The sequence below is a fragment of the Pandoraea capi genome (assembly GCF_902459735.1).
In the GTDB taxonomy this organism is placed as follows: Bacteria; Pseudomonadota; Gammaproteobacteria; order Burkholderiales; family Burkholderiaceae; genus Pandoraea; species Pandoraea capi.
In genome coordinates this window covers 87,467-113,682 of record NZ_CABPRV010000010.1, presented here as the reverse complement: position 1 = coordinate 113,682, position 26,216 = coordinate 87,467, and the positions used below count along the sequence as shown (strand labels likewise).

Here is a 26,216-nt window from a genome sequence, read left to right as displayed (position 1 = left end):
GACAGGCTGGCAAGTCGTGCACGTGAACAGACGCCGCAGACTGCCCGAAGCAAGTTGAACATCCAGAAACACGGTGGTTTCCCATGCTCAGGTCGATTCAGTTGAAGGACGCAAACGTAGCCGAGGCTTATGCCGACGCACGTCAGGCGCAGCCGGCGGCAACGCCGTTGCCGTTCGCTATCGAGTACCGCGGCGTCACGCGTCGGTTCAAAAATCGCCAGGGCAAGGGCGAGATGACGGCCGTCTCGAACGTGTCCATCGGCATCAAGGCCGGCGAGTTCGTCTCGCTGATCGGCCCGAGCGGCTGCGGCAAGAGCACGCTGCTGAACATGGGCGCCGGCCTCTATGCCCCGAGCGAAGGTCAGGTGACGCTCGCCGGCAAGCCGGTGCGCGGGCCGTCGCAACAAGTCGCGTTCATGCTGCAAAAAGATCTGCTCATGCCGTGGCGCTCGATTCAGAAGAACGTCGAGTTGGGCATGCAGATCCGCGGCCGCAGCAAGGCCGAGCGCGCAGAGGTCGCCAAAGCGCTGCTCGCGCGCTGCCATCTCAAGGGATTCGAGAATCACTATCCGCACCAGTTGTCGGGCGGCATGCGCCAACGTGCGGCGCTCGCACGCACGCTGGCTGTCGAGCCGGACGTGCTGCTCATGGACGAGCCGTTCTCCGCGCTCGACGCGCAGACCAAGATGGTGCTCCAGCAGGATCTCGCGCAGATGCTCGCCTCCGAGGGCAAGACCGCGCTGATGATTACCCACGACCTCGCCGAGGCGATTGCGCTGTCGGATCGTGTGTTCGTGATGAGCGAACGTCCGGGCACGATCATCGAAGAAATCACCGTCGATCTGCCGCATCGCGACAACCCCATCGAACGCCGCAAGCAGGCCGGGATGAACGAGTACGTCGCGCATCTGATGGAACTGCTCAAGGTCGGTCGCGACGATCACCTCGGTTGATCGCACTGCCGCACGCACCTGCGAACTACGCACAAGACACTGGAATCTCCGCTATGAAATCCCTCTCCAAAACGCAACTGACCGCCGGCAGCGTCTTGCTGTTGCTGATCTTCGCGGCCGTGTGGCAATGGGGCCCGACGGCGTTCGGCGTACCCGAATTCGTGCTGCCGAAGCTCTCGTCGACCCTGATCGAAGGCGTGCGCATGTTCGAGGTCGAAAACCTCTGGCTGCACATCGGCGTGACGGCGCTCGAAGTGATCGCAGGCTTTGTGATCGGTTCGGCGCTCGGCGTGCTGATCGGCGTGATTCTCGGCCTCTCGCCCTCGACCGAAGCCATGCTCTCGCCGTACATCCTCGCGTTGCAGATCGCGCCGAAGGTGGCCTTCGCGCCGCTGTTCGTGATGTGGATGGGCTACACGATCTACCCGAAGATCCTCGTCGCCGTGCTGATCGTCTTCTTCCCCGTGATGATCAACGTGCTGGGCGCGGTGCGCTCGGTCGATCCGGACATGGTCAATCTGGTGCGCGCACTGTGCGGCCGTCGCTGGCAGATCTTCCGCTTCGTCGAGTTTCCGTCGGCCATGCAGGCGCTCTTTGCTGGTCTGCGCATCGCCTCGACGCTGGCCGTGATCGGTGTGACCGTCGGTGAACTCGTCGGCGGCGACCGTGGGCTGGGCTATCTGCTCGTGTACGGCGAAGGGCAGGGCAATACCGCGATGGTGTTCGTCGCCATCGCCGGGCTGACCGTCATTGGTATTGCCGCCTACGCGGCCGTGGTCTGGCTGGAACGTCGCGCACTGCATTACGTGCCGCGCGCCGCCATGAACATCGCGTAAGCGCACGACGTCATAAGGAATGCATCGTGAACGAACTGCCCATCCTCGCGCTTGACCCTGCAACGCTCGCGCCGCTCGACGGCAAGAAGCTGCTGATCACCGGCGGCGCTCGCGGGCTCGGCGAAGGCTTCGTGCGTGCGGCCGTCGCGCGCGGCGCACAAGTGACGATCGCCGATATCGCAGTGGAGGCGGGCGAAGCGCTCGCCGCCGAATTGCGTGATGCCGGTCATGCCGTGTCGTTCGTGCGTGTCGATCTGTCGGAACCGGCGTCGGTGGAAGCGGCCGCGCAGGCTGCCGCCCAACGCATGGACGGCATCGACGGCCTCGTCAACAACGGTGCGATCACCAACTCGGGCGGCAAGATGGCCACCGAGTTGAGCATCGAGACGTGGGACGCCGTGATGAACGTCAACGTGCGCGGCACGTGGCTCATGACGATGGCGGCGCTGCCGTTTCTGCGCGCATCGACGCAGGGGCGTGTCGTGAACATCGCCTCGGATACCGCGCTGTGGGGCGCGCCGCGTCTGCTCGCCTACACCGCCAGCAAGGGCGCCGTGATGTCGATGACGCGCTCGCTCGCCCGCGAACTCGGACCGGACGGCATCACCGTCAACGCCATCGCGCCGGGTCTCGTCGAAGTCGAAGCCACGGCGTACGTGCCGGCCGAGCGTCATCGCCACTATCTGGAAGGCCGCGCGTTGCCGCGTGCGCAAGTGCCCGACGACGTCATCGGCCCGGTGCTGTTCCTGCTCTCTGACGCCTCCCGTTTCGTGACCGGTCAGGTTCTGCCGGTCAACGGCGGCTTCGTCATGCCCTGACGAGCCACTCACATTCCAATCTCATTGGTCATGCCTTCAAGGAGTCACACCATGGCGCAAGCCGAAGCAAAAAACACCGCGACGCCGCAGGCCGTCGAAAGCTGGACACAGGCCGAGGGCCAGACGTTCGGCGATTGGCTGGACACCCGCGTGGCGCGTTTCTCGACGCGCAAGTACGACTGGGACGCCCTCAAGTTCCAGGCGGACTACGACCCGAAGTACCGCCGTGCACAAATGCGTTATGTCGGCACGGGCGGCACGGGTGTGGCCAAGGACATCAACACGGTGCCCGCCGGTCACTTCACGTTCTCCACGATGGTGATTCCGGCCGGCAACATCGGCCCGAGCCACATCCACATGGACGTCGAGGAAATCTTCTTCGTGATGCGCGGAAAGATGAAAGTGATCTGCGAGCGCGACGGACAGACGTGGGAAGCCATTCTCGGCGAGCGCGACCTGATCTCGGTCCCGCCGGGCGTGTACCGCACGGAAATCAACATCGGTGACGAAGACGCGCTGATGTGCGTGATGCTCGGCTCGCAAAAGCCGGTCACGCCGACGTATCCGCCGGACTCGCCGCTTGCGAAGATCAAGCGCGAAGCGAAGTAAGCCCGGCAGAAGTCCGGTGCAACGTGCGCGAAGCGGAATCGCGCCGTGCACGCCGCACCGGCAGGAATTCACCAAGCCAGACGTTCAGCCAGAAGCCATGCAAGTCGAAGCCATTCAGTCCGAAGTGTCAGAGATGCCAGAGGATGCCGCCGTCGCCGCACTGCGCGTGCGCCTCGACGCCTTTGCGTACCGCACCGTCGCCACGCGCACGGGTACCGTCGGCTATCGCTGCGCGGGCGTCGCGAACGCCGCAGGCCTGCCGGTCGTGATGCTGCACGGCATCGGCTCCGGCGCCGCATCGTGGATCGCACAACTGGACGCCACGGGATTGGACGCCGCCCTGTACGCATGGGATGCCCCGGGATACGGCCAGACGTCGAACGTCGCCGATGCCGAACCGCACGCCGATGCTTATGCCGATGCGCTCGAAGCCTGGCTCGACGCGCTGGGGCTGGATCGCGTCGCGCTGGTCGGCCATTCGCTGGGCGCGATCATGGCGACGAAGTTCGCGAGCCGGTCGCCGCAGCGCGTGCGCGGACTCTTTCTCTGCTCGCCGGCCAACGGCTACGGCCGTGCGGACGCAGAAGTGCGTGCATCGAAGCGCGATGGCCGTTTGGCGATGCTCGACAAGCTCGGACCGGCAGGCATGGCGCGTGAGCGCAGCGACAACCTCGTCGCACCCGACGCCGCCGATCTGCCGCGCGCCTGGGTGAAGTGGAACATGGCCCGTGTGCAGCCCGTCGGCTACCGTCAGGCGACGCATCTGCTCTCGAACGGCGACGTCGCTGGCGACCTCGCGCAGTACGTCGCTGCCCACGCCGGTCCGGTGGCCGTTGCCGTGGGTGCGCACGACGGCATCACGCCGCCTGCGGCCTGTGATGCCATCGCCAAAGTGGCGGGCGTGCCCCTGCAAATCATCGACGGCGCGGGACACGCGTCGTATATCGAAACGCCGGACGTTCTGAACGCTGCGCTTGCCGCGTGGCTCGGACGTGTTACGGCAGGAGCGCGTTGAGATGGCACCGGTGACACCGAAGCGCGAAGCGCTCATGGAAGACGAAACCTCGCTCGCGTCGTCAACGCTTGTCGATGGCGAGGAAGCCGCAGAGGTCAATGAGGGCAATGAAGGCGCACCGACCGAGTCGCGCTATCTCGTGCCGGGACTGGAGCGCGGGCTGCGCATCCTGACGGAGTTCTCGCCGCGCGAGCCGGTGTTCAGCGCACCCGAGTTGTCGCAGCGTCTGGGGATTCCGCGCACGACTGTCTTCCGCCTGTTGCAGACGCTCGAAGCCATGGGCTTTCTTGAGCGCGCAGGCGGCGAAAAGAATTTCCGTCTGGGCGTGGCCGTGCTGCGTCTGGGCTTCGAGTACCTCAGTTCGCTGGAACTGACGGATCTCGGCATTCCCATCATCGAACGGCTGCGCGACGCCACGCAACTGACCTCGCACATCGTGATTCGCGACGGTCGCGACATCGTGTTCGTGGCGAAGGCGCAAAGCGTGGCGGGCGTTTTCAACTCGATCAAGGTGAACGTCGGCACCCGTCTGCCGGCGCACGCCACGGTGCACGGTCACGTGCTGATGGGCGACCTGACGCTGTCCGAGCTGCGCACGCTGTATCCGGAAAAGACGCTGGAGAAGTTCACGCCGCAAACGCCCGAGACGCTCACCGAATTGTTCGAACGCGTACGAGAAGACGCCGAACGTGGCTACGCGGTCTCCGCTTCGTCGTTCGAGCGCGGCATCAGCGTGGTGAGCGCGCCGGTGCGCAACGACGCTGGGCGCATCTGCGCGGCCATCACGGTCACGATTCCGCGCGCCAACATCGATGCGTCGATGCTCGACGCGGGCCTGATCGGACAGGTGCGCGAAGCCGCCGACGCGCTCTCGCACCGTCTGAATTATCGGCCGGGCAGCGACGGCCAGACCGCCCCTTACATGAAGTCACTGGGATTGAAATGATCAAGATCGACCTTTCCGCACGCGCGGCGCTGGTGACGGGTGGCACATCCGGCATCGGGCTCGCCACCGCCGAGCGTCTGCTCGACGCGGGCGCTGCCGTCGCCATTTGCGGCCGCAACACCGAGCGTCTGGCGCAAGCCGAAGCGCATCTGCGCGAGCGTCACCCCGACGCGCGCCTCATCGCTGCGCAATGCAATGTGCTTGACGAGCGCGACGTGGCCGCGCTGGCCGAGCGTATCCGTGGCGAGTTCGGCCGTCTCGACATGCTCGTCAACAACGCCGGTCAGGGCCGTGTCTCGACGTTCGCCGACACGACCGACGATGCCTGGCGCGAAGAGCTCGAATTGAAGTACTTCAGCGTGATCCGGACCACGCGGGCGTGCCTGCCGATGCTGCGCGACGCCGCGCGCGAGACGGGCGACGCCGCCATCGTCTGCGTCAACTCGCTGCTCGCGCTGCAACCGGAGCCGCACATGGTGGCGACCTCGTCGGCGCGCGCCGGCGTGCAGAACCTCGTGCGCTCGATGGCGAGCGAATTCGCCCCCGACGGCGTGCGCGTCAACTCGATCCTGATCGGTCTGGTGGAGTCGGGCCAGTGGCGTCGACGCTTTGCCGCGCAAGGCGAAGGCAAGACGTGGGAAGCGTGGACCGGCGAGCTTGCACGCAAGAAGCAAATCCAGTTGCAACGTCTGGGCAAGCCTGAAGAGGCGGCCGCAGCGATCTTTTTCCTGGCAAGCCCGCAATCGTCCTATACGACGGGCAGCCATATCGATGTTTCCGGAGGCTTGGCAAGACATGTCTAACAAAACCACCGTCGGCGAAGTCATCGCGGCGTTTCTCGAACAGTGCGGTGTGAAGACTGCATTCGGCGTGATCTCGATTCACAACATGCCGATCCTCGACGCCATCGCGCGTCGCGAAAAGATCCGTTACGTCGGCGCACGCGGCGAAGCCGGCGCCCTGAACATGGCCGATGGCCTGTCGCGGGTGTCCGGTGGTCTGGGCGTCGCGTTCACGAGCACGGGCACTGCCGCAGGCAATGCGGCCGGGGCGATGGTCGAAGCGCTTACCGCCGGCACGCCGGTGCTGCACATCACGGGCCAGATCGAGACCGAATTCCTCGACCGCGATCTCGCGTACATCCACGAAGCGCCGGATCAGCTGAGCATGCTCAACTCGATTTCGAAGGCCGCCTACCGGGTGCGTTGCGTCGACACGGCGCTCTCGACCGTGCGTGAAGCCGTGCGCGCAGCACTCACCGCACCGACCGGTCCGGTCAGCGTCGAGATTCCCATCGACATTCAGGCCGCCGAAATCGACTGGCCGGCCGATCTCGCCGCGCCGCACATCCCGGTGCCGACGCATGACGACGCCCGCGTGGCTGCACTGGCCGACAAGCTGGCGTCGGCCCATCGTCCGCTGCTGTGGCTGGGCGGCGGTGCACGCGGTGCCGAGGGCGCGGTCAAGCGTCTGGTCGAGATGGGCTTCGGTGTCGTGACGAGCGTGCAGGGTCGCGGCATCGTGCCGGAGGACCACGCCGCGACGCTCGGCGCGTTCAACATCCACCCGACGGTCGAGAAGTTCTACAAGACGTGCGACGCCATCGTGGTGGTCGGCTCGCGTCTGCGCGGCAACGAAACGCTCAAGTACAAGCTGGCGCTGCCGCGTCCGCTGTATCGCGTCGACGCCGACGGTCTTGCCGACAACCGTGGTTATCGCAACGACCTGTTCGTTCAGGGCGACGCCGCCGCCGTGCTGAACGCACTGGCCGACCGCCTGCAAGGTCGTCTGTCGGTCGATCCGGCGTTTCACGCCGATCTCACGGCCGCTCGCGACGCTGCCGTCAAGCAGGTCGCCGAAGGCCTTGGCCCGTATCGCCAACTCGTGGCGGCCCTGCAAGGCGCGCTCGGTCGCGACTTCAACTGGGTGCGCGACGTCACGATCTCGAACAGCACGTGGGGCAACCGTCTGCTGAAGATCTTCTCGCCGCGTGCCGGTGTGCACGCGTTGGGAGGCGGCATCGGTCAGGGCATGCAGATGGGCATCGGCGCGGCACTCGCAGGCAATGCGAAGAAGACCGTTGCGCTGTGCGGCGACGGTGGCCTGATGGTGAACGTCGGCGAACTTGCCACGGCAGTGCAGGAAAAGGCGCCGGTCGTGATTCTGCTGATGAACGATCAGTGCTACGGCGTGATCCGCAACATTCAGGACGCGCAGTACGGCGGTCGTCGTCACTACGTGCAACTGCATCAGCCGGACTTCGCCGCGTTCTGCGCCAGCCTCCAACTCAAGCACGAGCGCATCACGGCCATCGATCAGGCGGAAGGTGCGGTTGCCCGCGCCGTCGCGCACGACGGTCCGGTGCTGCTCGAAGTCGACATGCTGTCGGTCGGCAGCTTCGCGTCGCATTTTGCCGGTCCGCCGGTACGGGAGCCTGCGAATGCATGAACTGAACCATCGTCCCGTGGATGTGGCGCTGATCGGTTTCGGCGCGATCGGCTCGAAGGTCTACGAGGCGTGCGCGAGCGATCCGTATCTGCGCGTGGGCCACGTGATCGTGCCGGAAGATGCCGCCGAGCGCGTGCGCAGCAGCGTGCGCCAGGGCACCGAAGTGGTGTCGTCGGCGCAGGCGCTGACGAGCCGTCCCGATTTCGTGCTGGAGTGCGCCGGTCATAGCGCACTGTCGGGCCATGTCGTGCCGCTGCTCAAGTCGGGGGTGGACTGTGCGGTGGCATCGATCGGCGCGCTCTCGGATTCGGAATTACTCGCCGCGCTTGAACAGGCAGCGAAGGACGGCGCTTCCACCGTCACGCTGCTCTCGGGGGCCATCGGCGGAATCGACGCCATTGCCGCCGCCCGCGAAGGCGGTCTGGACGAAGTGCTGTACACCGGCCGCAAGCCGCCGATGGGCTGGCAGGGCACGCCCGCCGAACAGGTCTGCGATCTCGCCACGCTCACCACGGCCACGGTGATCTTCGAAGGCAGCGCGCGCGACGCCGCGCGGCTGTACCCGAAGAACGCCAACGTGGCGGCCACCGTCGCCATCGCCGGTCTGGGCCTCGATGCGACGCGCGTGCGTCTGATCGCCGACCCGGCGACCACGCGCAACGTGCATCACATCGCGGCGCGTGGCGCGTTCGGCGAGATGTCGCTGGAGATGTGCGGCAAGCCGTTGCCGGATAACCCCAAGACCTCTGCGCTGACGGCCTATTCGGCCATTCGCGCGCTGCGCAACCGCGTGGCGAACTGTGTGATCTAGCAGGAAAAGCCTCATGAGCCATCAAGATTTGCTGCAAGGGTTTTCGAGCGACATTCTGGTCGGCGGCGAGTGGCGTGCCGGTACCGGCAAGCGCTACCAGAGCCTGTATCCGGCGGACGAAAGCGTCAACGCCGAGATCACGGCCGCTGGTGCTGACGACGCCGTCGAAGCCGTCGAAGCCGCGGACGCCGCCTGGCGTCGCGCCGACTGGGCCGGTCTCAAGCCGCATCAGCGCGCGGCCGTGTTGCATCGCGTGGCCGACGGCATCACGCAACGCGCCGAAGCGCTTGCGCATCTGCAACGCCGCGACAACGGCAAGCCGATCAGCGAGACGCGCGCCCTCGTGGCGAGCGCGGCGGGCACGTTCCGCTACTTCGCTTCGTGCCTGGAAACACTGGAAGAGACGCTGACGCCGTCGCGCGGCGACTTCCTGACGATGAGCGTGCACGAACCGCTGGGCGTGGTGGCCGCCATCACGCCGTGGAATTCGCCGATTGCCTCCGACGCACAAAAGCTTGCCCCGGCGCTGGCCGCAGGCAATGCCGTCGTGCTCAAGCCGGCGGAAGTCACGCCGCTCGCGTCGCTCGAACTCGGCCGCATCTGCGAGGCCGCCGGTGTGCCGCGCGGCGTGCTGTCGGTGCTGCCGGGCAAGGGTTCGGTCATTGGCGACATTCTGGTGCGTCACCCGAAAGTGAAGAAGGTGGCGTTCACAGGCGGTACCGAAGTGGGGCGCGGCATTGCCCGTCTGGCGGCGGAAAAGCTCATGCCGGTGTCGCTGGAACTGGGCGGCAAGTCGCCGACCATCGTGTTCGAAGACGCCGATATCGACCACGCCGTGGCCGGTGTGCTCTACGGCATCTTCAGTTCGTCGGGCGAATCGTGCATCGCCGGCTCGCGTCTGTTCGTCCACAAGACAATTTTCGACACGTTCGTCGAGCGTCTCGTCGCCGGGGCGAAGCAGTTGCGCGTGGGCGATCCGCTGCGCGAAGACACGCAGATGGGGCCGCTGGTCACGTCGGCACATCGCGAATCGATCGAGCGTTACGTTGCGATCGGTCTGGAAGAGGGCGGGCGTCTGCTGTGTGGCGGAGAGCGTCCGGTGGGCGATCGCCGCGAGCAGGGTTATTTCTATGCGCCGACCATCATCGCAGGGCTGACGAATCAGGCGCGCATGGTGCAGGAAGAAATCTTCGGACCGGTACTGGCCGTGCTGCCGTTCGAGAACGAAGACGATCTGCTGCGCGAAGCCAATGACAGCGTCTACGGGCTGGCCGCAGGTATCTGGACGCGCGACTACAAGCGCGCCTGGCGCATGGGCCGCGCGCTGGAGACGGGCACCATCTGGATCAACACGTACAAGCAGTTCTCGATCTCGACGCCGTTCGGCGGCTGGAAGGAAAGCGGCATGGGCCGCGAGAAGGGACGTCTGGGGCTGCTCGAATACACGAACCAGAAGAGCCTTTACTGGGGCATGAACGATCACCCGCTCGCATGGGCGGGCCGGGTCTGACGTGGGCAGCGAATGGTGGCAAGCCGCGATGCACGGGGCATCGCGGTCATCCGAAACTTGAGCGAGGCAAAGATATGTTGTCGATTTTCCGTGCATCGTTGGCGCGTCGCGCCTTCCTGACGGCAGGCCTGTGCGCCGTGGCCGGACTCGCGGGCGTGGCCGCACCGGTCATGGCCCAGCAGCCGGCGACCCAGCAGATCACCTATCTGCTGCCGGCACCGGCGAACCTGCCGGCGTTCGCGCCGCTGATGCTGGCCGAGAAGAAGGGCTACTACGCCGCCGAAGGTCTGTCGGTTCGCTGGTTGACGGTGCAGGGCGGCGCCGACGTCGGCAAGCAGCTCGCCTCGGGTAACGGCGATCTGGGGGGCGGTCTGGGCGACACGCCGATCGTGCTGCGTCCGAACGGCATTCCGATCAAGGGCGTGGCGCTGCTCGGCGGCCGCACGCTGCACCAACTGGTGGTGCGCGACGACGCGAACATCAAGTCGCCTGCCGACCTGAAGGGCAAGACCATCACGGTGCTGGCCTATCAGGACACGGGCTTCTACGCCACGCTCGGTCTGCTCGCGTCCGCCGGTCTCACGCGTAACGACGCCCGCATTCAGGGGGCTGGTCCCGCCGGCGTGTGGCAGCAGGTCGCCACCGGCAAGGCCGAAGTCATGGTGGGCACGCCGGAGTGGGCGCAGAACATCGAAGACGCGGGCGTGAAGGTCACCATGACGTCGACCGACAAGTACTTCCCGGGCATGGCGCAGGCGATTCTGGCCTCGGACAAGACCATTGCCGAGAAGCCGGAGATGATCCGCAAGTTCGTGCGCGCGACGGTCAAGTCGGTCGCCGAAATCATGCGGGATCCGGCGGGTGCCGCGAAGGAATACTGCGCCACCGTGCCGGGCTACAAGGGCAAGGAAGCCGAGATCGAGAAGATCCTCACGTACTACGCCCGCAATGTGTACCCGGGGCAACAGCGTCTGGGGGCATTCGACCCGGCACGTGTGACGAAGCTGCAAGACTTCTACGCGCAGGAGAAGGTCATTCGCGAGAAATCGAAGGTGGACGATCTGTTCACCAACCAGTTCGTGCAGTAAGGCGAGGCCAGCGATGAGTGATACCGCACCGGCTGCTGCCCAATCCGAAACGATGTTGCTGACGGTGTTCCTGCGTCACGATCAGTCGAACAATCTCGACGATTTTCAGGAGCGCCTGAAGGCGGCCGAATGGTGGGAACGCTTCCCGCCCGCCGGCGTGAAGGTGGTGTCCTGGACGGTGGCGATGGGTTTCGGCCAGATCGTCACGCTGGAATTGCCGCCGCACTTGCTGCCCGCAGTGAACGTCGAGCTGGAGCGCTCGGCGTGGGGCGTGTTCCGCACCGAATGCTATCCGACTTACGACTTTGTACCCGTGCACGCGCGCATTCGCGAACGGGTTCGCAATGGAGGGAAATGATGGACCGTTATCTCGAACCGCATCAGGCGCGTCGCCACGTGCCGACGCAGTATGAAAGCCTGCTGGGCGACGCCATCGAGCGCGCCTATGCCGCCGGCACTCACGATCTCGCAGGCCTCGTCGCCTATCTGAATCGCACCGGCCCCGGCCCGCAGGACGGCGACGTGTGGACGGAAGACGTCTACAAAGCGCAGATCGCCCGACTGGCCGAAGAGTAATTACATCAGACAGCGCGATCGTCGCCCGCCGCGCAGGCGTTGGCGGGCGATGCGCGCGATGGAGACGTCCCCCATGACTACGCAACAGCCCATTCTTACCGCCGACGCCATTCTGGAGCGCGGCCTGAAAAACCTCTGGTACCCGATCTGCCCGTCGGGCATGATCGGCCGCGAGCCGGTCTCGCTGCGCCGCCTCGGCAAGAAGCTCGTGTTCTGGCGCGATCAGGACAATCAGGTGCACGCGCTCGACGATCACTGCCCGCATCGTGGCGCCCCGCTGTCGAAGGGCATCGTGATGGGCGACCGTATCGCGTGCGGCTATCACGGCGTGCAGGTGCGCTGCGACGGCACCGTCATGCGTGTGCCGGGCAGCCCGGGCTGCAAGCTCGAAGGCTCGCGCCCGACGCAGGCGTACCACATCGTCGAACGTAACGATGCCGTCTGGCTCTACAACGCCACCGAGAACATCGACACGCCGCCCCCGCTCGTGCTGCCCGAAGAACTGGACGCCGACGGTGAATTCTCCTCGTTCCTTTGCTACACGGAATGGAAGGGCGACTACCGTTACGTGCTCGATAACGTGATGGACCCGATGCACGGCACGTATCTGCACAAGCAGTCTCACTCGATGGCCGAGGGCGACAACTCGGCGGCATTCCGCATTCGCGACACCGACCGTGGCTTTGTGTTCGAGAAGGAAGGCCAGCGCGACGTGAACTTCGACTGGACCGAATGGGCGGACACCGGCACGCACTGGATGCGTCTGGAAATTCCGTATCCGAAGACGGGCGGCCCCGGCGGCAACTTCGTGATCGTGGGCAGCTACACGCCGATTTCGCCGACGCTCGCCGCCGTGTTCCACTGGCGCTGCCGCAAGCTCGACGGCTGGCAGCGCGACACGTGGCGCTTCCTGTATCGCAACCGTCTGGAAGCACGTCACTGGGCCGTGCTGGAGCAGGACCGTGTGATGCTCGAAGACATGGAGCCGGACGCCAACCAGAACGAACATCTGTACCAGCACGACATGGGCATCGTGCGTCTGCGTCGCCACCTGAAGAATCTGGCGAAGGCGGAACTCGAACGTCTCCAGCAAGGCAAGGCATAACGGGTACGGAGCGCACGATAAGCATGCAGATCGATCCACCTCTCAAGGCTGAACGCATCCGCGCGCAGGCCGTGCCCGACCTGGGCACGGCGACGTGGAGCAACGGCATTCGCTTCGGCAACGAGATTCTCCTGTCGGGCATGACGGCGCATCCGGCCACGCGCGATGCGAAAGCGCCGCTCTCGACTTACGAGCAGACGCTCGTCGTGCTCGGCAAGATTCGCGCGCTGGTCGAGGCGGGCGGTGGACGTCTCGCAAACATCTACAAGCTAGTGGTGTACGTGACCGACATCGCAGACAAGGATGAGGTCGGGCGTGCGCGCCGCGAGTTCTTTGCGGACGTGGCGGTCAACGGCGGCGCGTATCCGTGCTCGACGCTGGTGGCCGTCAGCGCGCTGGTGTTTCCGGAATTGCGTGTGGAGATCGAGGCGTTTGCGCGTCTCGACATCGATTTGTCCGTGGCGGGCTGACCCGCGCGGCCATCAAGAAGATCAGCAACATCAGAGAGCGGTGTTATGAGCAAGTCAAACCTGTCGGCAATGGTGCGCACGCTTCGCTTCGAGGCGGCAGGCATCATGAGCATCGAACTCGTGCCTGTGGCGGGCAGCGCCACGGCCTTCCCTGCCTTCACGCCGGGGGCGCACATCGATCTGCATTTGCCGAGCGGACTGGTGCGCAGCTACTCGCTCGTGAATGCGCCCGGTGAGACTAACCGCTACGTGCTCGGCATTCTGGCCGACCCGAAGAGCCGGGGCGGGTCGCGTTTCATCCACGACAACTTCCGCGTCGGCATGACGCTGGACATTTCCGAGCCGCGCAATCACTTCGAACTCATGGAGAGCGCCGAGCACACGGTGCTGGTGGCGGGCGGTATCGGCGTCACCCCGATCCTGTGCATGTATCGCCGTCTGCGCGCGCTGGGGCGCAACGTCAAACTGCTGTACTGCGCGCGCACGGCGTCGCAAGCGGCCTTCGTCGATGAGTTGAACGCGCTGGGCGGCGATGTGACGTATCACTTCGACGAGCAGCATGACGGCAAGCCCGCATCGCTCGCGGCATTTCTGGCGGACCAACCGGCAGGCACGCACGCGTACTGCTGCGGCCCCGGCGTGATGCTCGATGCCTTCGAAGCAGCGTGTGCAGAGACGGGTATCGCCAACGTGCACATCGAGCGCTTCGCCGCCGCGCCGGACGCGCCGCCGCCGGCAACGTCCGAAGGCTATGTCGTGACCCTCGCGAAGTCCGGCAAGGACATCGCGGTGCCGGCCGGTGCGACGCTGCTCGACACCTTGCTTGCTGCCGGTATCGACGCCGAACATAGCTGCATGGAAGGCGTGTGCGGCGCGTGCGAGACGCGCGTGCTCGACGGATGTCCCGATCATCGCGACTCGGTGCTCAGTGCATCGGAGCGCGCGTCGAACAAGGTCATGATGATCTGCGTGTCCGGTTGCAAAGGCGACCGCCTGACGCTGGATCTGTGAATCTCCTGACCCAGAACCTTTTCCCGAGACTGTCATGACGATTCTTGGCATCGAACAAATTATCTACGGGGTCACCGACCTCGGCACTTGCCGCCGGTTTCTCGCCGACTGGGGCCTGACCGAAGTGGCGGCCGACGCCAATGGCGCGCACTTCGAAACGCTCAACGGCTGCCGCGTGCTGGCGGTGCGCCACGACGATCCGTCGTTGCCGCCCGCCATGGAGGACGGCCCCACGCTGCGCGAGGTGACATGGGGCGTGACGACGGCCGAGGAAGTCGCCGCCGTTGCCGACCGTCTCGCCGATCAGCCGGGTTACTTCTTCAAGGACGGCGCGACGGGCTGTATCGACCCAAACGGGCTGGCCGTGCGTGTGACGGTGACGAGCAAGCGGGCGCTCGACGTGCAGGGCGCGCCGACCAATCCGTGGGGACTGCCGGCGCAACGCGTGAATACGCCGAGTCCGGTGTATGAGCGTGCGCAACCGATCGAAGTCGGTCACGTGGTGTTCTTCACGAATGCGCTGGCGGCGACGCAGGCGTTCTACGAAGACAAGCTCGGCTTCGAGTTGTCGGACCGATATCCGGATCGCGGCGCCTTCATGCGCTGCGCGCCGCATGGCGGCCACCACGATCTGTTCCTGTTGGCGCTACCCAACGGCAAACGCGGTCTGAACCACGTGGCATTCACCGTGCGCGATATCCACGAAGTGTTCGGCGGCGGCATGCACATCGACCGTTGTGGCTGGGAAACCCAGTTAGGACCGGGCCGTCACCCGATTTCGTCGGCGTACTTCTGGTATTTCAAAAACCCGTGCGGCGCCCTCATCGAGTACTACGCGGACGAGGATATTCTTACGCCGGAGTGGCAGCCGCGTGATTTTGAACCGGGACCGACGGTGTTCGCGGAGTGGGCGGTGGATGGCGGGCTGGATGGCAATACGCGTCGCCAGAAGAAGGGCGGCGAAGCGCCGACCGGCAAGTTCATGACCGACACGGCCAAGCGCTGAGTCGGTACATCGTAGACGCGTCGGACCTGGGGGGGCGACGCGTCTGCATTCGCGAGTTGTCGCGAGAAGCGGGGGCCGGCGTGTGACGAGGGGGATGTTGAGCGTGCGTCACGCGCCGGCGACCGTGTCGTCGGCGCGGTGGCATCGGGGGCAGGAACCCCCATGACGCGATTTACTTGGCCAGTTCTGCGTCGATGGCAGCGACCAGACGCGGATCGTCGGCCTTCACATCAGGCGAGAAACGGGCCACGACCTGACCGTTACGGCCGATCAGGAACTTCTCGAAGTTCCACAGCACGTCGGCGCGGTTCTCGCGCTCGACGCCAAATCCCTTCAGACGCTCGCGGAACGGGCCTTCGCCGATGGCTTCAGGTTGCGCGTCGACGAGTGCCGTATAGAGCGGGTGACGGTCGTCGCCCAGCGCCGAGAGCTTGGCGAACAGCGGGAAGGTGACGTTGTATTGCGTGGTGCAGAACTCAAGGATTTCGGCGTCGGTACCCGGCTCCTGACCCTTGAAGTTGTTGGCGGGGAATGCCAGCACTTCCAGACCGGCAGCCCGCTTGTCTTCGTAAAGGCGCTCAAGCCCTTCGTATTGCGGCGTCAGGCCGCACTTCGATGCGACGTTCACGACCAGACGCACTTTGCCTGCGTAATCGGCCAGCGTGGCGGACGAGCCGTCGTTACGGTTGAGGGCGATGGTTTCGATGTTCGTGCTCATGAAAATTCCTGTCGATGGAGAGGGGCAGCAAGTGACCACAGCGGGTCCGGCGAGTGTAGCGTAAGCCCGCCGGACGTGCTGAGCGTCGCTCGGCGCTAGTGCATGTTCGCGGTGCCTGCCGTATCCGGCACGTCGGGCGAGTTCGCATCGAGCAGATCGCGCGTGCGCCGCCCGAAGGCGCGTGGCGTGTCGCCCGCCCAGCGCTTGAACGCCCGCGAGAACGCCTTCTCCGACGTGTAGCCGACCTTGTCTGCCACTTCGGCCACGCGCAGTGTGCGCGTCGCCAGCGCCTCGGCTGCGAGATGCATGCGCACGCCCGTCAGATGCGCCATCGGCGCGCTACCGATCAGCGTCGTGAAGCGTGCGACGAAGCGCGAACGCGACATGCCCGCCAGCTCCGCCAGTTGACGGACATCCCAAGGGGCAGCGGGCTCGCGATGAATGGCGAGCACGGCACGTCCTACCTGCTTGTCGAGCAATCCCTTGAGCCAGTGGGCGCCCACGCGTTCGTTCTGCAACACGTGCGCGCGCACCATCTGGACACACAGCACGTCGGACAGGCGCGCTGCCGCGATCATCCAACCGGGCTTGCATGCCATCGACTCCTCGATGAAGGTCTGCAACGTTGCCTTGAGCCATGGGGCGACCGCCGGATCGTCGTGGCGGATGTGAATGATGGGCGGGAGGATCGCGAAGATCGGATGCCGGTGCGCGGAGGCGAATCCCACGATGGCGGTATGCAACTCACACAGCGGGCCGTCAACGCCGACGACCATCGCCAACGGCGTGTCCGAGCGTGGCGTGATGCCGCGCTCGGCGAGCAGGTCGTTGAATGGGACGGCGGGTACATCCGGCGTGCTCGACATGCGATGCGCGCTGCCGCGCGGCAACAACACGACGTCGCCCTCCCGGATATACACGGGGTCTTCCCCTTCGACGTGCAGCCAGCATGACGCCCCACGGCAGATCCGGAAGGGGATGCCCTGCACGGCCTCCTTATCGAACGCCCACGGCGCGTGCAGTGTGAAGTGACCGGTGACGACGGCGGTGGCGTGCACATCCGCCAGAACTTCGCTCAGTTGATCCATGACGTCTCGCATTGTTTTTGTGGGGCGGCCGTGCGGTTGAGACGAACGGCAACTCAATTGAATTTTGCGGTAGTTCCTTGCGCGCGTCTTGCGATCAAAAATCGTCGCATCTCCCTGCCATCTCCCTGCCATTCGAGACGCCATCATGCTTAGCCAAGAAAAGAACAAACTCCTCACCGAAGTCGGTCCGGGCACCGCCATGGGCGACTACCTGCGGCGCTATTGGCATCCCATTGCGGGTGTGTCGGAATTCGACGGCAAATCCGTTCGTCCGATCCGGTTGTTCGGCGAAGACCTCGTGCTCTACAAGGATCTGTCCGGCAACTACGGACTGGTGCAGCGACGCTGTCCGCATCGCAACGCGGATCTCGCGTTCGGCATCGTCGAGCAATGCGGGCTGCGCTGCGCGTATCACGGCTGGGAGTTCGGTCGTGACGGCGCGTGCACGCATCAGCCGTTCGAGGAAATCGTCGATCCCACGGCGCGGCTGCGCCAGAAAACGCGCATCACCGCCTACGAGGTTCGCGCGAAAGCCGGATTGCTGTGGGTGTACATGGGGCCGCTGCCCGCGCCGGAATTACCCGATTGGGAGCCGTTCAGTTACGAGCATGGCTTCGCGCAAGTGGTCATGGCCGAGATTCCCTGCAACTGGTTCCAGTGCCAGGAAAACTCTATCGATCCCGTGCATTTCGAATGGACGCACAACAACTGGACGGCGCGTCAGCAAGACACCGGCGCCACCTACGTGCCGACTCACCTGAAAACCACTTACGACGAGTTCGAGCATGGCTTCGTCTACAAGCGTTTGCGCGCGGCCGAGACTGAGGAGAACGTCATGTGGACGGTAGGACGCGTGACGTTGTGGCCGAACGGGTTCTATCTTGGGCATCACTTCGAGTGGCGCGTGCCCATCGACGACGAAAACACGCTGTCGGTGTTCTGGGTCTTCAATCGGGTGCCGAAGGAGCAGGAGCCTTATGTCCAGACACGCATTCCGACGTGGTACGGCCCGCTGTATGACGAGAACGGGGACTGGATCACGTCGCACGTGGCGAATCAGGATTTCGCCGCGTGGGTCGGACAGGGGCGCATTACCGACCGCTCGAAGGAAACGCTGGGCGCGAGCGACCGCGGCATCGTGATGATGCGCCGCAAGTTCTTCGAGGAGCTTGAAGCCGTGGCCGGTGGCGCTGCGCCTAAAGGCCTGATCACCGATCCTGCGAAGAATGAGCGCGTGTTCCTGCCGTCTGCCTGTCGGGAGGAGATGTTGACGGGGCTCACGCGCGAGGCACTGTCGGCGCATCCGTTACTCGGGCCTTATCTGCACGACTTCTTCGGGCAGGCCGGGCAGCCGGACGACGTGCGCGAGGCGTACGAACAGGCGGTGGGGCAGAAGATGCGCGGCGCGAAGTTCTTCACGGTGCACGGTGCGGGCGAAGCGCGAGGCGACGAAGCAGATAAGGCAAGCAAGGCGTAGCGGACACGTAGCGATCGATGGGATCGGGATGTGAACGTTGGGTGTGGTTCATCCGAAACATAACTTCAAGAACGCGAGGACAAGGTGAACGTAAAGGCAAAACTGAGCGGGTTCGGCTCGATGGCGAGGGGCTGGCGGGTGCTACGCGGTATGTGGGTTGCGGGTGTTCTGGGAGCAACGGCATGGTCGGCTCAGGCACAAAGCACAGCGCCGCTCAAGGAGGTGACGTTCCTGCTCGCGGCGCCGCCGGGCGAGCTGGCGTTCGCGCCGTTCATGCTCGCGCAAAGCAAGGGCTATTACGCGCAGGAGGGGCTGAAGATCCGATGGATCACCGTGCACGGCGGCGCTGCGGTCGGCAAGCAGTTGGCGGCGGGCAACGGCGATATCGGCGACGCGCTTGGCGACACGGCGATCATATTGCGTAACAACGGGATTCCCGTCAAAGGTGTGGCGTTGCTCGGCGGACACCCGTTGCATCAGTTCATCACGCGGGCGGATCGCAATATTGCGCAGGCCAGCGACCTGAAGGGCAAGACGTTGTCGGTCATGTCGTACGAAGACACGTCGTATTACGTCACGCTGGGCATTCTGGCCGCAGGCAAATTGAGCAAGAGCGACGTGACGATATACGCGGGCGGGCCGAACGGCGTCTGGCAGGACGTCGCTAACGGTCGCTCGGACGGGTTGGTCGGCACGCCGGAGTGGGGGGCTCGTGTCGAGGAGACCGGCGTCAAGGTGCACTACCGGCCGACGGATCAACTGACGCCGGGCATGGGGCAGGCGATCATCGCATCGGACAAGAAGATCGCGTCCGATCCCGAGACCATTGCGAGGTTCGTGAAGGCGACGATGAAAGCGATGAGCGAGATCGAGGCCGACCCGGTGGCCGCGTCGAAAGCCTATGTAGCGGCGGTGCCGACCTACGCCGACAAGCTGGATTTCGTGACGAAGGTGCTGACTTACTATGCGAAGTATGTCTTCCCGAGCCGCCTGCGTCCGGGAGAGTTCGACCCGGCCATCGTGGCTCACGTGCAGAACTCGTACGTCGACAAGAAGGTGGTGCGTTCAGCGCAGCCGGTGGAGTCGCTTTACACGAATCAGTTTATTCCGGAGAGCAAGTAAGGCACTTGTAAGCTTTTCTAGGCATACAAACCGTTGTGCACAAATAGGAGGCGGCGCCATGAGAGTGGGCTGCCTTTTATTATTGGCTTGTAATGATCTGAAGAGGATTTTCCAGAGAGCGGTGTTGTTTTGTGAATCTCTTTTTATCTCAATGAAATCATATATTTAAAATGTTGTTCGGTTTGGCGATTGACAGTCGGGTAAGCGTGTGAAAGGATTCGGTCGATAAAGAAAATTACCAGAAATAACACACGCAACGCGTTCGCCAATAATAACGGGGTAGTCCGAATGTTTCGTATCGCTTCTCGCCAAATCGATACGCCTGTGTCAAGCACAGGCCGTGCCAACGTTTCCACCTTTCGCGAAGCCTGTCTCCGCCATTAGCGAAATGGGGCCATAGCGCTCCTTACCGCGCTTTCCGCTTTTCCGCCGTCTTCGGCAATTCGCCGAAGTCTCAGTCCGACAGACATCGATGCCCTTCGCTCATGCGGCGGAGTGTTTGCGTTTGCCTATGCGCATCGTGCTGATCGTTGGCAGTTCCCGGAAAGTCGCGCCAGCCGTTCCGAATTCAGACACTCGTGCATCAATAAAAACAAAGACCCTGGGAAATCAAATGAATCACATTTATCGCGTGGTGTGGAGCGCCAGTCTGGGCATGTATCAGGTGGCCTCGGAAGTGGCCAGCGGCCACGGTGGAAAATCGCGCTCTGTCGATCGCCGTCGGGCGCGCAAGGCAGCCGCTGTGGCGGCGGTGGCCGTGGCGTCGATGGGGACGGGAATGGCGTTCGCCGTACCGGTGAACCCCGTCGCCACGATGGATGGCCTGACGACGCTGTTCGGCGGGCAGCCGGATCCGTTCACCTCACCCGCATGGGCGTTCGACGGTACGAACCTGACGATTTCCGGCTCGACGTTTGCCTCGATCACGGGAAGCCTCGGCACGATTTCGAACGCGGGTACGCTCACGGGTACGTATGCCTTGTCGTTCTCTGCGGCAGCGAATGTGTCACGCGTCGAGAACGATGGTTCGATCAACGTGACCGGTAACAGCTCCGGCTCGTACAACAGCGGCACGATCGGCACCTTCGTCAATCGCGGATCGGTGACGACGGGCACGTTTGGCGGTATTGGCAACGGTGGCCTGATTTCCCAGTTCGAGAATAGCGGCACGATCACCGGGTTCCTGCAAGGCTTGAACAACAGCGGCACATTGACGTCCGCTGTCAATACCGGATCGATTGCTGCGACCGCCGGATATGGCGTGTTGAATACGTCGCAGTTCGGCGAACTCAACAACAGCGGCCGTATCTCGGGCATTTTCGGCATCGCGGCGGTCAATACCGGTTTGCCGAATCCGCAACTTGGTTCGCTGATCAACAGCGGCACCATTGTCGGAACGGAAACGGGTATTTCCAACAGTGGCACGTCGATTACGACCGTGGAAAACCGTAGCGGCGGACTGATTACGGGCACGAACGGCACGATCGGCGTGGGCATCGCTAACCGAAGTGCCACCATCAGTTCGGCGCAGGTGCACGGTACGATCGGCACGATCAACAACGCCGGTACGATCTCCGGCGCCGTCTATGGCATCTATAACGTCGATTCGATCGGTACGATCAACAACCTCGCGAGCGGGGTGATTACCGGGGCGTCCGCAGCGATCACCAATCCGTCTTCGGACGCTTCGGTGGGGCAGATCAATAACGCCGGCACCATTGTCGGCAACATCCTGTACGGCGGGAATCAGGCATTGTCCATCGCCGGGGCGTCGGGCGCATCGTTCGGGACGTTGACCGGCTACGGCGGTTCGATGGGGACGCTGGCGAGCCCGTTTGCCGACTTGCACTTCAATGGCGGCAACCTGCTGCTGAACGATAACATCGACCTTCTCAATGCCCGCACGGCGTTCAACGACGCGTCCGTGTTGCAGGTCAACCAGCCGATCTTCGTCACCGGCAACTACTCACAGGGTGCTAACGGCACGTTGCAGATCGGCGTCGGCAGCGGCGCAGTGACGACGGGCAATATCGGACTCGATACCGGTTACGGCCGTCTGCTGATCTCGGGTAACACCAGCCTTGCCTCGGGTTCGACCATCGCCTTGCAGTCGCTGGGATACAGCTTCGCCGCAGGCCAGCGCTTCGTCGTGATCGACACGGCGGGCAGCGCCACTTACAACGAAGGGACGTTGCGTTACGTCGTCAACGGCGCGCCGCACCTGTCGGGCACGGGGGCGAACGTCTTCAGCAGCGGTCATCAGGATCTCGTCGTCACGGTCACGGCGCCGTATGTCGGCGCCATGGGGGCCACGACCGCGCTCGTGGCGGGTACGCCGTCGGCGTCGCTGCCGGACTGGAGCTACGACGGCACGAACCTGTCCGTCACCGGTACCTCATTCGCCACGATCACGGGCGGCATGGGCACGCTGACGAACTCTGGCACGCTGACTGGCGCCTACGCATTGTCGACGTCGACGGCGGCCAATATCGGACTTCTTGAGAACGACGGCGTGATTGCCGCGACCGGCTCGGGTAGCTCAGGTCTCTATAACGGCGGCACGATCGGGACGCTGGTCAACCGTGGATCGGTGTCGACGGCGGTGTTCGGCGGTGTCAACAACGGCGGCACGCTCACGCGCTTCGAGAATTCCGGCACGATCACGGGGGCATCGCAAGGTCTGAACAACAGCAATGTACTCACGTCGGCGCTCAATTCGGGCACGATTCAGGCCGCTAATGGCTACGGTGTGCTCAACTCCGCGCAATTCGGCTCGTTGACGAACACCAGTACGGGACTGATCTCGGGCTATTACGGTGTCATCTCCACCAAGACCGGTTTGGCGAACCCGTCGATGGGGACGCTGACGAACAGCGGCACCATTACCGGCACCAACAAGGGGGTCGTGAACAGTGCCAGCTACCTCGGTCTGCTCGACAACCAGTCGGGCGGACAGATTCTCGCCACGGGGGGCACCACGGCGGACATCGCTGCAGTGACCAATACGGCGGGCGGATCGATCGGCCAGATCAAGAACGCGGGCACCATATCGGGCGGCTACTACGGCATCTACAACGACGCCGCCATCGGCACGATCGACAACCTCGCCGGTGGCCTGATCAAGGGGCTGGGTGGCGCGATTTCGAATCAGTCGCAGACGTCGTCGATCGGTCAGATCAACAACGCGGGCACGATTGCCGGCTGGATCATCAACCGTTCGCCGAACACGCTGTACATCAGCGGCGCGACCGACGGCACGTTCGGCACGCTGACCGGTTTCGGTCCGACGTACCCCAGCACCATCGTCAGCACGAACGCCGATGTGCATTTCAATGGCGGCAAGCTGGTCGTTGACGATCACTTCGATCTCGCCGGCACCCGCACGGCGTACAACGATTCGTCGGTGCTTCAGATCAACAAGGTGCTGAACGTCAACGGCAACTATTCGCAGGGAGCCGACGGCACCTTGCAGATCGGTGTCGCCAGCGGTGCGCTCGCGACGGGCAATTTCGTGACCGATGTCGGTTATGGGCGTCTGCTCGTCTCGGGCAACACTTACATTGCGCCGGGCTCGTCCATCGCGCTGCAATCGCTGGGCTACAACTTCGCGGCAGGCCAACGCTATGTCGTGATCGATACGGCAGGTTCGGCGATCTACAACGAGGGAACGCTGCGCTACAGCGTGAACGGCTATCCCGCGCTTGCCGCGAGCGGCGCCAAGGTCGGTAATGGCAGCAACAACGATCTGGTCGTGACGATCTTTGCGCCGGCCAACATCGGCACCATCGGCGGCACGACGGCGCTCACACCGGGTGTCGCCACGGGCGTTGCACCTGACTGGGCGTACGACGGTGCGAACCTGACCATCACCGGCACGACCTTCGGCTCGATCAACGGCTCGCTCGGCACGCTGACGAACAATGGCACGCTGACCGGAACGTCGGCGCTGTCGGTCGGCGGCAACGGCGGCGGCATCGGTCGCGTCACGAACAACGGTCTGATCCATGCGACCGGCACGACCGATTCGGCGATCTACAACGGCGGCGTGATCGGCACGCTCGTCAACAACAACACGCTGCTCTCCGAGAACATGGCCGGGGTGAACAGCACGACGGCCCTGACGCGTCTCGAAAACAGCGGGCAGATCACTGGTGGCCGACTGGGTGTTGCGAACACCGGCGTGCTGACGACGCTGGTCAATACCGGCACCATCACGTCCACCTCGACGATTTCGACGGGCGTGGGTCTGTGGAGCACCGGCCAGATCGGTTCGATCAACAACAGTGGCCGGATTACGGGCTACACCGGCATCATGCTCGCGCCGTCGGGCAACGTCACACCGCGCTCGACGCTCGATACCCTGACCAACAGCGGCACCGTGGTGGGCAGTTTCTCCGGGCTGAGCAACTACGGCGGCACGATCGGTACGATCAACAACCTGGCGGGCGGACGCATCACCGCCACTGATTCTTCCTACTCGTCGGGTATCGTCAACGACTGGACGACGGTCAATGGAACGTCCTACGGCGGCACGATTGGCGCGATCAACAACGCCGGTACGCTCACGGCAGGCTATTACGGTATCTACAACGCCAACGCGATCGGCACCATCAACAACCTCGCCGGTGGCGTAATCACCGGTCTGGGCGGTGCTATCTCGAATCAAAGTGCAACGTCCTCGATCGGTCAGATCAATAACGCGGGCACGATCGCCGGGTGGATCATCAACCGTTCGCCGAACGATCTGCGTATTGCCGGTGCGACCGATGGCACGTTTGGCACGATCACGAGCTTTGGTCCGACGTATGGCGGCACGATCGTGAGCACGAATGCCGATGTCCGCTTTAACGGCGGCAATCTCGTCGTCGGCAACAACTTCGATCTGGCAGGCACGCGTACCGCCTACAACGAAGCCTCGGTGCTTCAGATCAACAAGGCGATTCAGGTCTCGGGTAACTACGCGCAGTCCGCTGGCGCAACGCTGCAAATCGGCGTGGCAAGCAATGCGGTCACGACTGGCGATGCCACGACCGACAGTGGTTACGGGCGTCTTGTGGTGAGCGGAAACACGACGCTTGCCGCCGGATCGGGCGTGGCGCTGCAATCGCTGGGCTACAACTTCGCGGCAGGTCAGCGCTACGTGGTGATCGACACCGCAGGCACGGCCAACTACAACGCCGGTTCGCTGGTATATCGCGTCAATGGTTCGACGACACTTGATGCCAGCGGCGCCGAAGTCGCCAACGGCAGCCACAAGAACCTGGTGGTGACGCTCGCTAACGGTACCGGGGCGAATAACGGCTCTGGCAATGGCGGTATCAACAATGGCGCGGGGTCGGGCGTTGGCGGGGGCAGCGGCACGGGGTCGAACCCCGAAGCGGGCAACGGCAACAACACCGGCCTGCCGGCATTCGATCCGCGTACCAATTCGACGATCGCGTCGACGCCGAACGCCGTGTCGGCCTTGCGAGGCTTGCTGGGATATACCGGCGTGAGCGATCCGCAACTGCTCAACCTGTTCAACGCGACGCTCGGCTCGCTGAGCGATCGCTCCAGCGATTCGGCAAACCGGGTCGGCAAGCAACTCGCGCCTGCGCAGAATACGCGTGCGGCCGGTGCGGCGACGTTCGACTCGTTGGGCGTCGTGAACTCGCACGTCAACGGCCTGCGCGTGGCGCAAGCGGGCGGTACCGGTGTTGCGACGGGCGATGCCGCAGCCAACTGGGCCGTGTGGGGGCAAGCCTTCGGCGGTCATGCGAGCCAGTCGGCACGTGATGGTGTGGATGGCTACAGCGCGAATTACGGTGGGTTGCTCGTCGGTGCAGACCGCGCGTTCGGCGACCACGTGCGTGCCGGGGGGGCCTTCCAGTTCTCGCGCACGGTCATCAACAACGATGGCAGCACGGCGGGCAATTCCACCAGCGTGAACGGCTATGGTCTGATCGGCTATGCCGCTTACACCGGCGAGCCGTGGTATGTGAACCTGACGGGTTCGGTCGTGTTGCAGCGTTACGATTCGAAGCGCTTCGTGTCGATGCAAGGCTTCAACGGCATGGCCAACGGCAATTTCAACGGTCAGCAATACGCGACGAGCGCCGAATTCGGTTGGCCGTTGGCATTGGGTCGTGCCATCGTCACGCCGCTCGCCAGCATCACGTACAGCTATCTGAACCAGAACAGCTACACGGAAACGGGCGGTAACGGCACGGCGCTGTCGGTGGGTAGTGCGGGCAGCAGCTCGGTGCGTAGTGCGTTGGGTGCGAAGATTGCGCTGCCGTTCGAGACGTCGTCGGGCACGTGGACGCCGGAGTTCGGCCTGCGTTGGGTGCACGAGTACAACCGCACGCGTCAGACCACCGGGGCGAGCTTTGCTGCGGATCCGACCGGTCAGACGGGCTTTACTACCGTTGGGGCAACCCCGGTGTCGGATCTGGCCGAGATGTCGGTGGGCGTGACGCTCATGCGCGCGAACAACCTGAGCGCGTCGATTCGTTACGATCTGCAAGCGGGCTCGGGCTTCGTGTCGCACACCGGTATCGTGCGCGTTCAACAGCGCTTCTGATCGTCTGAGGCGCGTGGGCAAGACCCGGCGGTCGCAGCCATTGACAC

22 protein-coding genes are annotated in these 26,216 nt (G+C 64.1%); 20 read left to right on the top strand and 2 right to left on the bottom strand.

From position 1 onward, the window contains the following. The first annotated feature begins 83 nt into the window (after nt 1-83). The 17 genes from PCA20602_RS19355 to PCA20602_RS19275 all read left to right on the top strand — a co-directional run bounded on the left by PCA20602_RS19355 (nt 84) and on the right by PCA20602_RS19275 (nt 15,202). Complete coding sequence (locus PCA20602_RS19355; protein WP_150722592.1) at nt 84-953, top strand: ABC transporter ATP-binding protein; 870 nt, start codon at nt 84-86, stop codon at nt 951-953. Nucleotides 954-1,006: 53 nt separating this feature from the next. Further along, nucleotides 1,007-1,789, top strand: coding sequence for an ABC transporter permease (locus tag PCA20602_RS19350; protein WP_150722591.1), 783 nt, complete (start codon nt 1,007-1,009; stop codon nt 1,787-1,789). 26 nt (nt 1,790-1,815) lie between these two features. Further along, complete coding sequence (locus tag PCA20602_RS19345) at nt 1,816-2,607, top strand: SDR family oxidoreductase (protein WP_150722590.1); 792 nt, start codon at nt 1,816-1,818, stop codon at nt 2,605-2,607. 51 nt (nt 2,608-2,658) lie between these two features. Then, nucleotides 2,659-3,216, top strand: coding sequence for a cupin domain-containing protein (locus tag PCA20602_RS19340; protein ID WP_150722589.1), 558 nt, complete (start codon nt 2,659-2,661; stop codon nt 3,214-3,216). 97 nt (nt 3,217-3,313) lie between these two features. Then, nucleotides 3,314-4,231 carry an alpha/beta fold hydrolase gene (locus tag PCA20602_RS19335; RefSeq protein ID WP_246182242.1) on the top strand — a complete coding sequence of 306 codons (918 nt, stop codon included), beginning with the start codon at nt 3,314-3,316 and terminating at the stop codon, nt 4,229-4,231. A 1-nt stretch (nt 4,232) separates the two neighbouring features. Next, nucleotides 4,233-5,177 carry an IclR family transcriptional regulator gene (locus tag PCA20602_RS19330; RefSeq protein WP_150722588.1) on the top strand — a complete coding sequence of 315 codons (945 nt, stop codon included), beginning with the start codon at nt 4,233-4,235 and terminating at the stop codon, nt 5,175-5,177. Next, the gene (locus PCA20602_RS19325) at nt 5,174-5,980 is read left to right on the top strand and encodes an SDR family oxidoreductase (RefSeq protein ID WP_150722587.1); all 807 of its coding nucleotides are present in this window, start codon (nt 5,174-5,176) and stop codon (nt 5,978-5,980) included. Before PCA20602_RS19330 ends, PCA20602_RS19325 begins: the two co-directional genes overlap by 4 nt. After that, a complete protein-coding gene (locus tag PCA20602_RS19320; RefSeq protein ID WP_150722586.1) occupies nt 5,973-7,625 on the top strand; it encodes a thiamine pyrophosphate-binding protein in 1,653 nt (550 codons plus the stop codon). The genes PCA20602_RS19325 and PCA20602_RS19320 overlap by 8 nt, the downstream gene beginning before the upstream one ends. Continuing rightward, nucleotides 7,618-8,436: an aspartate dehydrogenase gene (locus PCA20602_RS19315; protein WP_150722585.1), complete on the top strand. Its 819-nt coding sequence runs from the start codon at nt 7,618-7,620 to the stop codon at nt 8,434-8,436. The genes PCA20602_RS19320 and PCA20602_RS19315 overlap by 8 nt, the downstream gene beginning before the upstream one ends. Before the next feature lie 13 nt (nt 8,437-8,449). After that, nucleotides 8,450-9,946 (top strand): aldehyde dehydrogenase, encoded by a 1,497-nt coding sequence (locus tag PCA20602_RS19310; protein ID WP_150722584.1) that lies wholly within the window; start codon nt 8,450-8,452, stop codon nt 9,944-9,946. A 74-nt stretch (nt 9,947-10,020) separates the two neighbouring features. Continuing rightward, nucleotides 10,021-11,034 (top strand): ABC transporter substrate-binding protein, encoded by a 1,014-nt coding sequence (locus tag PCA20602_RS19305; protein ID WP_069340660.1) that lies wholly within the window; start codon nt 10,021-10,023, stop codon nt 11,032-11,034. Nucleotides 11,035-11,047: 13 nt separating this feature from the next. Next, nucleotides 11,048-11,392, top strand: coding sequence for a hypothetical protein (locus PCA20602_RS19300; protein WP_150722583.1), 345 nt, complete (start codon nt 11,048-11,050; stop codon nt 11,390-11,392). After that, nucleotides 11,392-11,610 carry a recombinase-like helix-turn-helix domain-containing protein gene (locus PCA20602_RS19295; protein WP_139133048.1) on the top strand — a complete coding sequence of 73 codons (219 nt, stop codon included), beginning with the start codon at nt 11,392-11,394 and terminating at the stop codon, nt 11,608-11,610. The genes PCA20602_RS19300 and PCA20602_RS19295 overlap by 1 nt, the downstream gene beginning before the upstream one ends. Before the next feature lie 73 nt (nt 11,611-11,683). Next, on the top strand, nt 11,684-12,715 hold the full coding sequence (locus PCA20602_RS19290; RefSeq protein ID WP_069340663.1) for an aromatic ring-hydroxylating oxygenase subunit alpha: 1,032 nt from the start codon (nt 11,684-11,686) through the stop codon (nt 12,713-12,715). 23 nt (nt 12,716-12,738) lie between these two features. Continuing rightward, nucleotides 12,739-13,185, top strand: a complete 447-nt coding sequence (locus PCA20602_RS19285; RefSeq protein WP_150722582.1) for a RidA family protein — start codon at nt 12,739-12,741, stop codon at nt 13,183-13,185. Between the two features lie 45 nt (nt 13,186-13,230). After that, a complete protein-coding gene (locus tag PCA20602_RS19280; RefSeq protein WP_150722581.1) occupies nt 13,231-14,196 on the top strand; it encodes a PDR/VanB family oxidoreductase in 966 nt (321 codons plus the stop codon). A 34-nt stretch (nt 14,197-14,230) separates the two neighbouring features. Further along, a complete protein-coding gene (locus PCA20602_RS19275) occupies nt 14,231-15,202 on the top strand; it encodes a VOC family protein (RefSeq protein ID WP_150722580.1) in 972 nt (323 codons plus the stop codon). A 172-nt stretch (nt 15,203-15,374) separates the two neighbouring features. On the opposite strand, the gene PCA20602_RS19270 is transcribed toward PCA20602_RS19275, so the two are convergent. Both PCA20602_RS19270 and PCA20602_RS19265 read right to left on the bottom strand, forming a co-directional pair. Then, nucleotides 15,375-15,920 (bottom strand): glutathione peroxidase, encoded by a 546-nt coding sequence (locus tag PCA20602_RS19270; protein WP_150722579.1) that lies wholly within the window; start codon nt 15,918-15,920, stop codon nt 15,375-15,377. A gap of 95 nt (nt 15,921-16,015) precedes the next feature. Next, nucleotides 16,016-17,008, bottom strand: coding sequence for an AraC family transcriptional regulator (locus PCA20602_RS19265; RefSeq protein WP_150722578.1), 993 nt, complete (start codon nt 17,006-17,008; stop codon nt 16,016-16,018). Nucleotides 17,009-17,153: 145 nt separating this feature from the next. Here PCA20602_RS19265 and PCA20602_RS19260 point away from each other — a divergent pair, with 145 nt between their 5' ends. The 3 genes from PCA20602_RS19260 (at nt 17,154) to PCA20602_RS19250 (ending at nt 26,169) form a co-directional block, all read left to right on the top strand. Then, nucleotides 17,154-18,485 carry an aromatic ring-hydroxylating oxygenase subunit alpha gene (locus tag PCA20602_RS19260; RefSeq protein ID WP_150722577.1) on the top strand — a complete coding sequence of 444 codons (1,332 nt, stop codon included), beginning with the start codon at nt 17,154-17,156 and terminating at the stop codon, nt 18,483-18,485. Between the two features lie 84 nt (nt 18,486-18,569). Further along, entirely contained in the window at nt 18,570-19,607 is a 1,038-nt protein-coding gene (locus PCA20602_RS19255; RefSeq protein ID WP_150722576.1) for an ABC transporter substrate-binding protein, read from the top strand. A 613-nt stretch (nt 19,608-20,220) separates the two neighbouring features. Next, nucleotides 20,221-26,169 carry an autotransporter domain-containing protein gene (locus PCA20602_RS19250; RefSeq protein ID WP_174981367.1) on the top strand — a complete coding sequence of 1,983 codons (5,949 nt, stop codon included), beginning with the start codon at nt 20,221-20,223 and terminating at the stop codon, nt 26,167-26,169. Nucleotides 26,170-26,216: the final 47 nt, after the last annotated feature.